Genomic DNA, 16,928 nt, shown 5'->3' on the forward strand with positions numbered 1-16,928 from the left:
GTGACATCGACCACACCGAACGAGGGTGGCAGCGGGTCGAATGGGGGCTCCACCGTGCGGGTCGATCCGGACGCCCTGATCGACAAGGGGCAGAAGTTGGCCGATCTGCCCGGCGTGGCGCACGGCCTGTTCGACATACTCGACAAGTTGAGCGGCGCCCTGCGGTCTCTCGGGCAGCCGTGGGGCGATGACGAACTCGGGAAACACTTCTCAGAGGGCGCGTCGGGCTATCTTTCCGCGGTGGACTCGCTGGTCGGCAACGCGAGCCACGGGTCGGACGCGACAGGCGCGATTCCGGTGTACGCGCAATTGCTGGTCAACTACGGAACCACGATCACCGAAGCGGGTAAGGCGTTTGCCGGAGGCGAGGATCTCTACGCCCAGTGGATCCTCAAGAGCTACATCGACGCTGACGCGCACGGCAACCCCGGGCCGTACACGGGTCCGCTCAGTTCCGATCCGGAGTTCGGTAAGGGTGGCAGCGGCGGTGGCAGCGGCAGTGGCACTGGCACTGGCGGTGGCAGCGGTGACAAGACGGGACCGACGGGGAGCCCGCAGTACCGGGAGAACAGTGGTGGGGGTACGAATCCGGGGGGATCGGTGCCGGGCGCACCAGGCCCGGATGACCTGACCGCGCTACCCGACCCCTACAAGGCGCCGACACCGGATCCATCGTCGGCGCGGGCGCTGAGTTCCGGCATCGATCCGTCGAATCCCGATATGAATCCCGATACCCCGTACAGCACGACCACCGGGCCGGGAACGTCGTATTTGGACGGCATCCCCGATCCGGAGGTCTCCGCGCTGCCGGGTGCGCTCGGCCCCAACGGGTTCGTGCCCTCGGGCGGCGATCCGCGCACCGGTGAATCGCCGGGCAGGACCGGCGGTCCGGTGGTGCCGACTGGCGCGAGCGGTGCGGGCACGCCGACGAACGGGCTGGGTACGCCGGTGACCCGGACCGCGGGCGACGGCGACAAATCGACCAAGCCCGGACCGGGGACGCGCAGCACCCTCGGCAGCGGGGCGATGACCCCGAGCGTGCCGAGCATGCCGGGTGGTGCGGCGGGTACGGGCGCCTCGGAGGGCAAGGGGAAGCGTCGGGAGCGGCGCACGGGCGACGCTCGCCCGGAAGGTCGTGAGGGCGAGCCGGTCGACGGTGACCCGTGGCAGCGGTTCGGCTGGCCCACCGGGGGCCGGTGATGGCCGTTCCCGACGCCGTCGCGCAGTCCGATATCCGTCTGCCCTCCGAACTGCATTGGGTCAGTTACGTCGCGGGCGGCGCGTGGCCCGAGGGCAGCGAGAACGGCATGTTCGCCCTCGCCACCGCATGGTCGGACGCCTCGGCGGAGCTGTCGGGGCTGGTCGAGGGTATCGAGGACGCGATCGCCGAGGTGCTGGCGGCGTATCCGTCGGCCAAGGACTCCTCGATGGCGCGGACGCTGAAAGCGCTGACCGACGAGTCGAGCACCTCGTCGCTGCCGTCGATCGCTGATTCGCTGGCACAGCTGGCGAAATCGTGCAACAAGGTCGGCTGCGCGATTCAGGAAAACAAGATCATGATCATCGTCGGGCTGGTGCAGCTGGTCTGGGAGATCATGCTGGCGTGGCTTTCCCCGGTGACCGCTCCCGCCCAAGAGGTGGTGCTGATCGAGTGGTACCGCCTGTTCTTCCACTGGTTGAAGAAACTGCTCATGGAAACGGTGACGGCCGCGCTGCACGCCATGGCGCAGCAGGTGATCCTGGACATCGCGATCCAGCTCGGCCAGATGGCCGCCCACCACCGTGACGGTTTCGACAGCCACGAGCTGTTGCAGTTCGCGCTCGGCGGTGCGCTCGGCGGTGCGTTCGGTCATCTGTTCGGGAAGATCGCCGGCGATATGTTCCACTTCGTCGGCGGAAAGATCACCCGTTCGGAGTTCGACAGCCGGTTGCAGCAGGTGATGCGCGGCGCCGTGCTGGGTGGCGCGGGTGGTGTGGGCGGTATGGTCGGCGGTGGTGTCGCCAATCAGATCGTCAACGGCGGCCCGTTCGTGCTGGATCCCAGGCAGCTCGGCGCCGGTGTGGCCGGCGCGTTCAGCGGTGGTGCGCGCGGTTGGCGCAGTTCCGGTGTGGAAGTTCACGTGGATCCCGACAAGGTCGATCTCGGCGCGACGAAGTTGCCAGAGGGTGCGGTGCCGCCGCCGTCCGAGCACGGAGACGGTCCGAATCCGGTTCCCGGCAATGGTCCCGAGCACAACGGCGGTGCGTCGGGCCCGGGCGAGGACCATGTGCGGCTCGACGCCGAACAGCACTCGGGAGCGGGCGAGGACGGATCGGTTATCGATTCCGGTGAACCCGTTCGGCTGAGGACGGAGCTCGATGCGTCGGTGGTCGTCGACGACGACTCGCCCTCGACCGTCGGCGACCGGGATGCATCGAGCCGGAACGACATACTGCCGCACCGTGATCCGGTGTCCACCGGCGACGAGTCGGCGAACTCGATCCGCGAAGAAGGCGCGGTCGTCGTCGCTGGGCACCAGCCGAGCAATGCTTCTGCCGCAGCCCATGCGCCCAACGAGGCGAGGGGATCGGGCAGGCCGAGTTCCGGTGCGGTCGACACCGCGAGGACGGCGGACCGGCGGCCGTCCGCGAACAATGCCGCCGAAACGGCGGTGCACGAGAACATTTCGTCGTCGGAGACCATCCGCTCCCCGGAGCACGAGTCCGCGCCCGGCAGCCCGGAAACCACTCGCTCGCAGCTGCGGTCGTCGTCGAATTCGAACGAGGATGTTCCCGACGGAGTCGAGGCGAGGACCTCCGCGGACGAGGTTCGGCGCGATCCGTCCGCTGCCGGCGGAAGCGACGCGGAGCCTGTCGTCGTGTCCGGATCGTCGGCTTCGGCCGCGGCTGCGGCTCCGGCTGCGGCGCCGACGAGTACGAGTACGAGTACGAACGCCACTCAGCCGTCGAGACTTTCGACGGCCGAAACACCCGTTCGCAACGACACCGCGAACGTCCGACCGCGCGTCGACCGTTCGCCGTCGTCGCGGCCCGAACCCGATCCGGTCGCCGATCGTAGCCTTCCCGCCGCTCGCCGGGATTCCGACAGCGAATCCTCACACAGTTCGGTCACGGCGCGTACGCGCACCGAAGCCGAGGGAAACCCGAAGCGGGCCGGCGATTTCCGGGCGGATACGGCGGTCACGGAGCCGTCCTCGGGCGCGCGGTGGCGTCGGGTCGACGCGAACCTGCTGGGCCCGGTGTGGCCGGGCGCGGGCCGATTCCTGCGGGAAATCGTCGGTTTCCAGCAGACGGTGGAGCTGTTCAGAGGCGGCAAATCCCCGCACGAGGATCGGGAGGTGTTCCGGCAGCCCGAGGGTAACGATCTGCCCTTGCGTTCCGGGTTCGGCCAGAAGAAACCCCCTGAGCGCCCCACGGACGGTGGTGCGAACAGCGAACCGGTCCCCGGTTACGACAAGCCGTTCTCGCGCGGGCTGAAACGGCTGAACGAATCGGAGCGGGCCGAGCATCGGTTCACGATCTCGCCGGACGGTCAGTGGTCCAGGCACGAGCCGTCGAACGCGCCGAAATCCGGCGGGGCGGATTCCGAGGACGGTGCCGGGTCGGTGCGCGGCGGGTCCGAGTCCGATGATGCCGTCACGCTGCGCGGCACCGCGGATTCGAGTCCGGTCACCGATATGGTCTCCGATCCCCAGACGCCGGTGCCGCGTATGGGACCGATCCTGAAACGGTGGTCCCCGAGCACGGCTCCGATCATGCGCACCGTGGTCGGCGACCACGAGGGCAACTGGTATGTCAGCGATCTGCCGCACGAGGCGTTCCATAACGCCGGGGTGTACACGGCGTTCAAGGCCGCGTTCCGCGACGGGAAGCTGACCGCGGTCTTCGATGCCGCGGGCGCTTATCGGCCCGCCCCCGCCCGGGTCAAGGAGGCGCTGGGCGAGCACTACGACGGTATCGACCACTACGACCAGCACGGGCGGAAGTACACGCCGGAGCAGCAGCGGGAATGGCCCCAGGCGGCCGAGCGCACCCCAGGGAGAACGAGCGACGCGGACCGAGCCGATGACGCCGACGTTTCTGCCCAGGACGACGCGGCCACCGTGAACCCGAGGTCCGATTCGGATCATGAGGGAGTTCGGGATGATTCGGCGGGGGATGCGGACTCGGTGCTCACGACCGAGCGTCCACCCGCCGCGGAAGTGGTGCGCGATCTCGCGCAGGACGCCAAGGATCTGCTCGACCGATACGACCCCGAGGTATGGGCGGGTATACCGAAGACCGAGCTGAAGGAGCTGTTGCAGGGCAGCACCTTCCACGGCGATCCCGATCACCTCGCCGAATACCACGAGGCGGTGACAGCCACGGTCGAAGTGATCAGGCGGGAGACCGGCAAGACGCTGCGCTGGACGCAGGTGATGGCGGCGATGGCGATGCGCGGCGGTCCGATCAATATGGACGCCGGTGAGGGCAAGACACTCACATTCCTGGCCGACGCCATGCTGAAGGCGTCGTCCGGCGAACCGGTGCAGGTGTTCACCACACGCGACAGCCTCGCCAAGGACGCCTTCGATCTGTACGAGCGGGTGCTGGGACCGTACGGGTTCAAGGTGATCCGGATGAGCCCGGACGAGGGCCAGGAACACGCGTACGCCGAACCGCTGGAAGATGATTCGACGATCTACATCGGCACCCCGAACGACGTGGCCTTCGGACGCTTGCGCGGCAAGGTGGTGCCCGGCCGGGTGGCTGTTCTCGACGAGATCGACGAAGCGCTGGTCCACGCGGACACCACCTGGATCATCTCCGACGGCGCGGCCGAGCACGCGCCCGCCGATGTCGCCGCGAGCGTCGTCCACGCTCGGGACTTCCTGCGGGACAATCTCGAAGCGGGCACTCTGACTCCCGAACATTTCGGCCGGACCGACGACCAGGTCGGCGGCCCCGCGAAATTGACCGAGGCCGGTATCGCCACGCTGGAGAGTTTGCTCCCGCATACCCCGCAGGGGGCCGCCGAGGGCGCGCAGTGGCAGGCGCTGACCCGCCTCGGGCTCGACGAGGTGGTGCGCCTGGTGGATTCCGCCGCGACGGCGCGGTGGGAGTTCATCGAGAACGACCACTACATCGTCGACGAGGTCACGGGGAAGGTCTTCATCATCGATCAGACCTCCCACAAGGTGCTGTTCGATCCGGAGACCTCCACCGAGAGCCGGTGGAACGGCGGTCTGGCGCAGGCGATCGAGGTCAAGCACGGTCTGCGGGCCCGCGCCGATTCGGCGAACTCGAGGACGCTGACCGCGGGTGAGATGTTCTCGATCGATCCAGGTCCCGGTGCGACCGGCCCGGAAGGCAACTACCGATCGCTGACCGGTGCTTCCGGCACCGCCGAGGGGGTCTCGCGTCTGCTGACCGAGCGGTTCGGCCTGAACGAGGTTGTCCGCATTCCTCGTTTCGCCGATTCGAAACTGATCACCCACGAGGCCGCGGTCGCGACCGGCCAGGCCGAAAAACTCCGGATGATCGCCGACGATATCGTCGCGGCGCACACGCCCCGTGACGCTCTCGCGCGCCCGCAACTGGTGATCGCCAACCGCAACAGCGAGGTCGCGCAGCTGTCGGCATTGCTGACCGAGGCCGGAATCGAACATCAGGCGGTCGACGCGCGATGGTTCCTCGACAACGGCACGCACGCCGAAGTGCGCTTGCAGAAGATCTTCGACGAGGCAGGCCGAGCGGGCAGCGTGCTGGTCATCAACCGGCAAGGTGGCCGAGGCGTCGACATCCCGGTGAGCGAGGACGTCAGTGAACTCGGCGGTCTGCACGTGAGTATCACGAGCAAATCGAACCTGCGCGATATCGACATCCAGGCCGAGAATCGCGCCGCGCGCGCCAACCAGGAAGGCAGTGTCCGCTACTACCTGGCCCCCGACGACGCGCTGTTCACCCACGCGCCCGAACACGCCCAGACCATCATCCGCTATACCGAGGCGGTCGGCGCGCACGAGACCGCGCTCACCCGGCACCAGACCGCGCGCACCGACTACGAGACCGCGGACACGGCGTTCGACGCCGCGCGCAACGCCCACGAGGAACAGCCGGGCGACTCGACGCGGTCCGCGCTCGACAGCGCGCGGATCACCCGCGACAACGCCGACGTCGAACTGCGCACCGCGGAGCAGAACCTCGAGCTGGCGCGGACCGCGCGCGCCGACGCGGAAACCGAGTTGAAGTCGTTGGCGACACGGTTGCAGGTTCACAATGCCGAACGTCTGGTCTCCGGTGGTATCGCGCCATCGCTGCTCTCGGCACTGGCGCCGAATACTCAGGCGGCGGTGGAATTCCCGGATCTCGAACAGGAAATCCCGCCGTCCCCCGACACCGACGCACAGGACCCCGATTCCGAGGCTGATCAGCGCACCGGGTCGACCGACGACTCGGTGCGCGAGGTGTCGGCCGACGACTGGATGTCCCAGTTCGAGCAGCCGGTCGGAACCGATGATCTGTGGGATCGGTTCACCGGTGACGAGTTGGAGTTGTTGTTCCACGGTGAGCCGGTACCGGTAGGCGTCGCCGTGGAGCAGGTGGCATTCGAGTCGGCCGCGCGCGAGCCAGCCGGCTCGGAATTCGCCGCGCCGGAGGGCACGGTGGTCACCATGCCGGTCGCGGTGACCACCGCTGCGGATTCGGGTCTGCTGGTGACCGATGCCGAAGGGCGTCTCGTCCTCGTGAAATCCGGTCGCATCCAGGCGAGCCGGGTCGAGGGAGGCGTGCTCGTTCACGAGGTTCGCCTGCCCGACGACACTGTCGCGACATTGCGCGATGACCTGGTCGCCGCGGCGTTCACACGCTCGACCTCGCCCGATGGTTCGATTCGGCTCGTCCCGGCCGGGGCCGGCGTGTGGTATCTCGATGGTGCGGGCACCGTCACGCACACGCCGACGCGTACGTCGCTGGTCCGCCCCGATCCGCTCGACGCGGCCACCGCGCAAATGTTGGTGAGTCCGGGACATTGGCTGCCGATCGATGCGAGCCGCACCGGGATCCGCACCGCGCGGGCGACCGGTCCGCTGTATCGGGTCGGTGCCGAGGGTCCGTTGCCGGAGGATGTGCGTCAGGGTGGTGCCGATGACTGCTATCTGATGTCGACGTTGCGGGGTTTGGCGGCGGGGAGTCCGGATCTGATCAGGGATATGGTCCGGGAGTCTGTGGTCGATGGGGTGCGTCGGTTCGATGTGCGGTTCTTCGATCCGGCGCGTGATCGTTGGGTGTGGGTCGCGGTGGACGACGTGTTCTATGTCGATGAGCGCGGTGGGATGAAGTACGCGGTGCATGACGGTGTGTGTCCGTTGTGGCCCGCGGTGGTGGAGAAGGCGTGGGCGGTTTTCCGTGGCGGCGAGGACGGTTATTGGGGTATCGGATTCGGGCGTGCGGGGGAGACGGCCGCGCAGTTGGTTCCGCCGGTGCGGCGGGCGGGTGGCGGCCGGGTCCAGCCCACCCGCAGCCTGGACGAGCCGGTGTTCGCGCATCCGTTCCAGCTGGATCTGGACACCTTGACCGAGGTGGTGGGAGATACCGGTTTCGCCAGGATGGTCCTGTCGTGGGAAACCGAACTCACCGGTTCCGCGTCGGCGATCCGCCGGGAATTCGCCGCCGTGCTGGACAAGGAATCGCGTTCCGCGCTGGCGCGGGTCGAAGCGGGACTGAAGAACTGGCGATTGGTGGCGACCGGTCCGGAATCGGGCGATACCTCCGCCGGAGGACCGCGCGGGTGGCAACTGGTCCGGGCCGATTCGGGATCGGCCGACGCGGGTGGCCGGTCGTTGGTCCCGTCGGATCTGAAGCGGCTGAGCCGCACCGACCTGACCACGCTTCTCGAGGGCCGTGCCGAACTGGTCGATGCCGTGGTGGAGGTCGTGGCCCGGTGGGATTCCGACGCCAACGCCGATGACGTTCAGAAATTCCTGAGCTTCCTCGACACCGAATGGCGCGACGCGCGCGCCGAACTCGAAAGCCGGTTGGATGCCTGGGTCGGCGATGCCGAATTGGCCGACACCACGGTCGCGCGGTGGATCGCCGAGCGGATCGATCGGCTGCTCGGGCACGGCGATGTGGTGAGCCTCGGCACGAAACAGCGGTTCGGCGCCGATCGTCCCGGCGGGGTCGAGCTGGCACCGCGGCACGCCTATTCCGTTGTGCGCGTGGAGCGTTCCATCCCGACGCGGTCGGGTATGGCTTCGACCGGGCTCGGCGTGCCGACCGCCGTCGTGGTCGCCGACCCGAACGCGGGCGACCTCGAGATCCGGGTGCCCGTGGCGAATCTCAACCAGTTCGCCACGATCAGTTCGTCGGGACCGGGCGCGTTGTCCGCCTTCGGTTCGTCGCCCGCCAGCGGCGCGTCCGGCGATCCCGGCGCGCGGCCGAGCGCCGCGGAGCTGTTCGGCGTGCCGAGGAATACGCGGCAAGCGGATCGCCCGTCCGCCACGGCCGACGAACGGCGGTACACGCCACCGCCGCATTTCCCGAATTCCCTGACCGTGCGCGGTACTTTCGTCATTCGTCGGGAACGGGCCAAGGACGCGGCACTGTGGTGGATCGACCACGGACGAGCATGGTGGAACAAACTCGAATTCGCGACGTTGTCGCCGCGTGAGCAGCTGCGACTGGCGACCGATTTCCCTCGGCTGCGCAAGGTCGACGGTATTTCCCCGAGTGTCCGGAACAAGCTGAATCGGACCTATCTCGATGCCGAGTATCAGCGACTGACCACCGCCGAACAGCAGGGGCAACCGCTGGAAGCGCGTGACCGCACGCGGCTCGCTTTCGCGCGGTCGGTCCGCGAGGCTCTGACGACGGCGAAGACACAGACCCGGCTGTTTCCGCAGCGCTCCGGAATCGCCAGTCCGCCCATTCATCTGCTGAGATTCGAGCCCGACGCGTTCGAAGGAACCGGTTCGGTGGTGATCGCCATCGGAAATGTCAGCACCGCCAAGTCGGTCACCTGGCATGTGCCGGGAGCGGCGGTGGCCGCGAGCGGCGCGGTGGATACCGCGGTCGAGATGTACGCGGCGGCCACCCAGGAAGACCTCGACGCCGAAAACGCGATCGTCATCTGGATGGACCGTCCCACGGTCGCCACCGAGTCGATGAAGAAATGGATGACAGCGCCGACGGACGGCAGACGACTCCAGGACGCTGTTCGCTCGTTTCGCGCGGCGCGTTCAGTGCGCGGGCGCCCGTTGCGTATCGACGTGGTCGATGACATGTGGGGGATGGCCGATAGAGACGATCGCTTCACGCGCCCGCGTCATCGTCTCGATCGGCCGCATTACCGTGGACCCGCGGTGCTGGATCCGACAAGGCTGGGCGCAGACGTCCAGACGCGCCTGGAACGTGCCGAGGGTCCGTTGTTCGGTGACGACGGCCTCCCCCGGCCGAGCGATGTGACGGTGGATCCGGACGTGCCACCACCGCTGCGCGAGGTGCTGCTCACCTTGGTGCGGGAGCGTCCCGGCTGGGTGCGTCATATGGTGCGTGAACGCGCGGATGGCGATTTCGAGGTCCGGTTCACGAAAACCGACGGCACCGCGGTGCGTGTCGCGGTCGACCGGAATTTCTATTCCTACGACGGCCGGATGGCCTACGGGGCGAATCAGCAGGGGCAGCCATTGTGGCCCGCGGTGATCGAGAAGGCGTGGACGATCTACCAGGGCTTCGAGCTGACGGACGCGGAGGCGGCGGTGCGACCGCCCCGCGGGTGGAATCCCGCGCACGCGCAGCGGGCGATCTGCGGCGACGAGTACCGCGATCTCGCGCACCCCATGAATATGACCGACGTCGAATTGCGCGAACTGGTCGGACCGGATGCGGCCCGCGTGCTGTCGTCCTGCCGGAGTCTCTGGTATGCGCGCATGAGGACAATGGGTGATCACCAGGTGTGGGAGCGCGCGCGCTACGCCCTCGTGCGCGCACCCGACAGCGCCGCCGCCATCGACCGATTCATCCGCTGGATGAGGGCGGGCAACTTCCGCGGCGCGGATCGCTTCGAACGGCTGCTGAAGTCCATACTCGGCCCGACGTACGACGGGCTGGCCACTCCGCTGTGGCGTCTGCGGCGACATCTGATCGAGTCGCAAGCGTGGTCGTCGCGCGTGTGGTACCCCACCATGCACCGCATGCGAACGACCGATTCCAGCGACGGATCGAGACAGCGATTCGCGGAATGGATGCGGCGCCACGATGTCGCCACCCCGACCGGTTTCGACGCGTTCCTGCGGGAGATGATCGGGCGAGCCGGCTACGGCGTCATCCGGGACGACCTGTCGCGGCTGTGGCGGGCAATGGCCGGTTGGCAGTCCGATCGCCCGAATTACGATGCCTCGTCGCACGCTTCGGTGGGAGCGCAGATCACCTATCTGTTCGAGCACAGCCGCACATTGTTCGTCAGTACTCGACCGACGTTCCCCTGGAGTCCCTCCGATACCGGACTGCTCGGCGACTGCACCTACAAGGTGTCGGCGGTGCGCGCGGACGATGCGTACGGCGATGTGATCGCGGTCGAACTGATCGATCGCGACGGAAGCACGATCACCGTGCCCGCGAAGCACTTCAACCAATTCACCTCCCTGGTCGTGCACGAATCCAGCCGACGTGAGGTTCGCCGGGTGACCGGGGTGCAGTCCTGGTTCACCGCTCGGTTCGCCGACGACCTCACCATCCCGTGGAACGAGTCGTATCTCGGCCCCGCCAGCGATGAGGCCGTGCTGACCGTGGCCGAAGGCCGAACGCGGATGGTTCACGGGTACCCCAATCTCACCGGCGGGGCGGGAGTGGTGCTCGAGCCGTTCGTCGGCGGCATTCTGCACCTCGATGACAGCGCGGGGCCGACGCATATCCGTGCCGAGGACGGAACAGTCCTGGTCAAGCTGCGCGGGTGCAATATGTCCACGACGACGACCACCCAGGCGCTCGCCACCGCCGGGTACGTATGGGACGCCACGAACAATTGGTACGCGCGCGCTGTCACGCTGGACGGTGGCGCGACGCTGTTCGAGTTCGAGCCGATGATTGTCAGCCCGAGATCAGCGCCTCCGGGACAGGTCATCGTGGATGTCGGCGATCGGCAAATCCAGATGACGGAGGATGAAGCGCAACGTCGTGGCATGTTCCGCCCCAGCGGCAGGGTCATGCGCGACGCCGCGGGCCCGCCGCTGATCTCGACGCGGAATGTGGTGGTCGAGCCGAATCCGGGCGGCATCCTGCTCACCGAGGCCGATGGCGATCGGCGGATCGACGCGACGCACATCAGGGTCTCCGGACTCGATGGGGAGCACCTGGTTTCCGCTCGGAACCTGGCCGAGGCCGGGTACGTGTGGGATGACGCGAAAGGGTGGTACGCGCGGTCGATCACCGTGACCCATCACCTGGAGTACCCCGAGCACCGGGACGTCTTCGTCGACCAGACACGGGATGGGTCGGGGGGTGTCCCGGTGTACTTCGACGGGGCACGGCACTCGATATCGGAGAGCGCGGCTCGACGTGTCGGTCTGTCTCCCGCGCGTCAGTTGGTCGGTGCCTTGTTCGCGACCGGCGGTCCGAAACCCGAGGATCTGCGCAATCTTCCGGATTCACCGGTCGTCGACCAGTTGCGGGCGCGCGCGTCCATGCCGGGGGGCATCGCGAGCATGATGCGCGTTGTCGTCGCCGAGAACGGTGGCCTTCGCACGTTCAGCGGCGAGGTGGCGGTCACCGACGGAAATACTTTCGACGCCTTCGGTAACGCGTTCAACAGTGCCGGGGAATTGATCTTCGGCAACAGCAATGTCATCGGCGCCGATGTGCTGCTGACCGTCGACGGTGTGCCGCGGTGGGTGCGCGTCGAGCGCTCCACCGAGATGCCGGTCCCGTTCGACCCGGCGATCCCGGTCTGGCCGATTCTGATCCTCGAGGCGATCGCGGGGGCGCGGACGTTGCAGAAGCTCGCCGCCACACAGGCATTGGCGGGTGCCGTCCTGCCGCAAGCGCCCACGCCCGCCTACAGCGGTCCACCGCTCACTCCGCTCACCGAGGTCGAGGTCGACGGGGGAAGGTCCGTCGAAACGACTACTCCCGTCTCGGAGGAGGACCCGCCCCCGTACCGCGAGGTATCGGCGATTCCGACGGCTGTCGTCGAGACCCCGGTGGCGTCGTCGGTCGAGACGATCGACACGGACGAGGTCGTTGTCACCATATTCGTGGAGGAGACCGTCGTCAGGGATCAGGCGGTAGTGAGCGACGTCGCCGTATCGGTGACGGCGTTCGGGGACGCGACCGACGGGGAGCCGGTCGCGGATGGCTTGACCAGGGTGCAGACGGACGCGAGCGATGCGACCGCGGTGGAGCCGGTCCTGAAGCAGACGATCCCCGAGGAGGCCTCGGGTGACGTGGCGGATACGGGAGTCGCGGTTCCGGCCGCCGAGAACGACTCCGCCGCCGGGAGATTGTTCGCACCCGATCCGGATCCGTGGCCGCAGGCTTTGCCCGTCCATATCGCCGCCGGTTCGCCCATTTCGATCGCGCCGTCCGGTGCGCACGGCGACGAGGTGGTGCTGGCGCCGAATGGGCTGTCGCGCTGGGGTGTCTACATTCAGGTGCCCGATACCGTGCTGATGTCGAACAGTGACGTGCCGATCGTGCCGCATCACGGCGGAATCCTGCTGTGGAATCTCGGCCTAGAGGGCGTCGGCATCGCCGCGGTAGCCGGGCGCAGCGGTAATCATTACGTCCCCGATACGGCGTTGACGGCAGCCGGGTTCGTGTGGGATCAGGCGAACGGGTGGTGGGCGCGGGCGGTGTCGCTGCCGAACAGACCGGTGTTGTTCGAACATCAGCGGGTTGTGGTCGATCCGCGGACCGACTTTCCCGGATGGGTGTTGCTGCACGTCGGGGGTGAGCAGCATTGGTTCACCGAGGACGAGGCCGCGAGTTTGGGATTGCATCGTCCGAATACCTTGCAAGGCTTCGTTTTCGGGGTGAATGGACCGGTGGAAGACGATTTGCGGGATCATCGCGATTCGGCGATGGTCCGGCAGTTGCGCGAACTGGTCTCGACGGATCCGGGGGCGATCCGTCGGATGATTCGCCCGGTCACCGCCGCCGACGGCACGATGACCGGCGCCGAGATCCTGTTGGTGGTGGCGGGGCGTCCACAATGGGTACGGGTGGACTTGACGGCCGTCGTGCCGTCGGAGTGGATCGGGACCAGGCCCATCTGGCCGACCCTGATCCTCGAGGCCCACGCCGCGGTCGTGGCGTTCGACAGGGACGCGGCGGTGCGGGAGATACAGACGAACGTCGCTCGTCAGGCCGCCCAGGTCGGTCTGATCGCGGGACTGAACGACAGTTGGGCCGCATCGAATTCCGTACCGCTCGAGTCCAGCGCCGCGCCGGTGGCCCCGGACGACGCGCAGCCCGCCGAACAGGCACTGAATCTGACACTGGTGCAGCCGATTTCGGAGGCCGATCAGCGTTATGTGCATTCGGCTCAATTCGGTACGGGCAGTGGAAGAAAATCGGTCGGCCATCCCGTCTGGTTCGACTCTGGTGTACCGATTCCCGTCGTCGCCTCCGGTGCGCACAGCGACGAGGTGATGCTGCCGCCGAACGGACTGCCCGCCTGGGGTGTGCGCGTCGACGTGCCGCACCGGGAACTGCTGTCGGACAGCGGCGAGCCGATCGTGCCGTATCCCGGTGGAATCCTGCTGCCTCTCGGCGCTGCGTCCGAGGGTCCGGCCAATGCTCGGGTCGTCGGGCACAACGGTGATCATTACGTCTCCGGCGCGGCGTTGACGGCAGCCGGGTTCGTGTGGGATCAGGCGAACGGGTGGTGGGCGCGGGCGGTGTCGCTGCCGAACAGGCCGGTGTTGTTCGAACATCAGCGGGTTGTGGTCGATCCGCGGACCGACTTTGCCGGATGGGTGTTGGTGCACGTCGGGGGTGGGCAGCATTGGTTCACCGAGGACGAGGCGTCGATTCTGGGCCTGCATCGCCCGAATAGGTTGCGAGGCTACACTTTCGGGCCGAATGGGCCCGTGGTCGCGGATCTGCGGGATTATCCGGATATCCCGGCGGTCCGGCAGTTGCGCGAGATGGCCGGGGATTCGCGCGCGCTCGAACACATGCTTCGCCCGGTCATCGGCGCCGACGGCAATATAGCGGGTGACGAGGTCATGCTGGTGGTGGCGGGACGTCCCCAATGGGTGCGGGTCGGCGTGACGACCGCTGTGCCGTCGGAATGGATCGGGACCGGGCCCGACTGGCCTGCCCTGATCCTCGAGGCCCATGCCGCGGTCGCGGCGTCGGGCACGAACGCGGCCGTGGCGGCGCTGCGAACGCGTTTGGCCCAAATCCCTTCCGACAACAGTATGCCGGTGGAGAACACGTCGCTACCTGTCACCGCCGTGCCAGGTCCGCTCGCCGCGAATCCGGATGACACCGGGGAGCCCGCAGCGGTGACCGGTGGGGATATGTCGCCGCACCGCTGGGACGGCGCGAGTCTGCCGAACTTCTACCAGGGTTCGCTCCGTGATATCACAGTCGACGATATCGGCGGCTGCGATTTCGAACACGGTAGCGAGGTACTGTTGGGCGACGACGCCTATCTGCGCTACGTCGTCCGCCTATCCGCGTCGGGCGCCCACCTGGAAGTCTTCGATCACCTCGACCGGCGGGTCGAACTCTTCGGCCAGAGCATCGTGGCCTTCGCGATCGCGAACAATCTCTCCGTCGTCAGAGTTTTCGAATCCGAGGATGCCGACAGCGACGAGTTTCCGACCGAGGACGAGTCGGTGCTTGTCAGGCACGACGAACTGGGACAGGACGGTGATCCGGCGTGGAACAGGTCGACCGAGGTTTCGGCGCCGAGATCGTTGCGCCCGGACTTCGACGACAACGGAGATACGGACCGGGTCGGCCGGGATCGCCTCGGTGACCGATCGCGGACATCGGAGATATCGGATGGTGATATCTCCATGTCGAGCGAGCCGGACTCGTCATCCTTCGGCGACTACGCGGCGATCACGATCGGGATGGAATCCGACGAGCCGATGCCCATGTCCGCGCCCGATGGTCCACTCGCGTTGGTGCCCATCGGACTCCAGGGCGCCGACGAGGTATTCGTTCCGGTCCCGCGACAGTCGGCATCGAATGTCGCGGGACCGATCGTGGGGGACTTCTTCGGAGCGGGTGCGCCCCGGCCATCGGATGTGATCGCGTTGCTCACCGACGAACTCGTGACCGGCCATGACGACGCGCTGCGGCAGTTGAGCGAACTGGTTCGCGACCATCCGGCCGCGATACCGGATATGGTGCGCCGCGACCCCGCGGGGCACATTGACGTCTTGCTGATGGTGGCCGGACAGCCGCGGTGGGTGCGGGTGGACGGTCTCACCGATCTCCCCGTGATCATGTCCGAGGCCACGTCATCGTGGCCGGTCTATTTCCTGGAGGCGCAGGCCGCCGTGCGGGCGGAATACGCGCACCGGGTGGCCTCGCTCCGTGAGGTTCCCGATATGGCGGAGGCGTTCGCCGACATGTGGTTCGGGGATGCCGAACCAGAGGTGATGCCCGAACATCGCCCGGTGTTCGCGGGTACCGGTATTCCCGTGCCGCATCGGTCGACCGGTGCGCCGGAGATCGTCGGGGTCGAGATGACTGCGGGCCCCGGCTGGCAGTACACCGCGATCTCCCCGGCTCGGCGCGAGGAGTTGCGGATCGTGGTCGGGCCGGACGGCCGTCTGTACCGGGCTGTCGACGGTGTGCTGTTCGACACCACCTTGGACGCCGCGAGCGCGTGGGAGCACACGGCGGACAGCGACCGGTACGGTGCCCGCAATTCCGACAACCGCCGAGCGCTGCTGGTGATGGATGTGCACGGCAACATGTACGCGATCACCAGGGCGGAATCGCAGTGGCGTCGCGAGTCGATCACGGCGGGCTCGTTGCTCGCCGGTGGTCCCGCGGCCGCGGTGGCGTTGATCGAGGTGCGTGGCGGGGTGCCGACTGCCCTGGCGGATTTCGACGGGCGCTACCCGGTCACCCACGAGATGAACGCGGACGCGTTGGAGTTCTTGCGTTCGGGGACAACGGGTTTGGTCGTCGACCGGGATTTCCGGCATGTGAGTTTCGCGCAGCGGGAATCGGAGCGGGAGGAATCGGAGTGGGAGCTCGCTGAGTTCGATCCGGCGGGGGCGTTCGATCCGGTGGGGGCGTTCGATCCGGTGGGGGCGTTCGATCCGGTGGGGGCGTTCGATGCGGCGGGCGCGTTCGAGCCCGACACCGGGCCGGTCGTGCGTGGTCCCGTGAATCCGATCCTGCCCGGCCCGATCCCCGTCGTCACGCCCGGCGTGTCGAGTGATTCGGTGTGGACGCCGACGCCGGAGGGGGCGCGGGTGCGAATGCCCGCCCGGTGGCATCACGTGCCGACGATCGATGGCCGGTGGCTCGCACCGCTGCCGGGGGGTTTCCTGCGGCACAGCGGCAGTCCCGCGGGTCGCAGGCTGGACGAACGAAAAAGAGTCCTGTTCTTCGTGACGGGGTCGAACGGAACCGGGTGGGTTCTGAAGGAACGCATGCGAACTCGCGGATACCGATTCCGCGACGAAGATCGCCGTTTCGTCCTTCGGATCGAAATCCCCCTCGGGCCTGGTTCGCTCACGCTCGAGGTGAACGAGCAGGTCGCGGTGACGGAAGATCCCGACAACGCGCAGAAGGTGCTGGTGCGACGCGCGGGCGCCGCGCCGGTGGCGATCAGCGCCGAGGTGGCCGAGCGATACGGCTTGCGGGTGTCTCGTCCGCTGACGGGTCCGCTGTTCGGGGTGGACGGGCCGGTGCCCGCGGATGTGGCTGCGGTGGAATCCTTCGCAGGGGCCGCGCAGAAGGCACAGTTGCGTGCC

At 67.5% G+C, this 16,928-nt stretch carries 2 protein-coding genes (1 of these 2 only partly in view); both read left to right on the forward strand.

Going from position 1 to position 16,928, the window contains the following annotated elements:
- Positions 1-1,200: a hypothetical protein gene (locus ABZS43_RS06200; protein ID WP_355034741.1), complete on the forward strand. Its 1,200-nt coding sequence runs from the start codon at positions 1-3 to the stop codon at positions 1,198-1,200.
- A protein-coding gene (locus tag ABZS43_RS06205) for a C2 family cysteine protease (RefSeq protein WP_355034742.1) crosses the window boundary here: on the forward strand, positions 1,164-16,928 show its 5' end (the start). Its footprint extends 24,168 nt past the window's final position; 15,765 of the gene's 39,933 nt are visible here — the first part of the coding sequence; the start codon lies at positions 1,164-1,166; its stop codon lies off the right edge, out of view. Before ABZS43_RS06200 ends, ABZS43_RS06205 begins: the two co-directional genes overlap by 37 nt.

The organism is Nocardia sp. NPDC005366, assembly GCF_040606855.1.
Taxonomy (GTDB): domain Bacteria; phylum Actinomycetota; class Actinomycetes; order Mycobacteriales; family Mycobacteriaceae; genus Nocardia.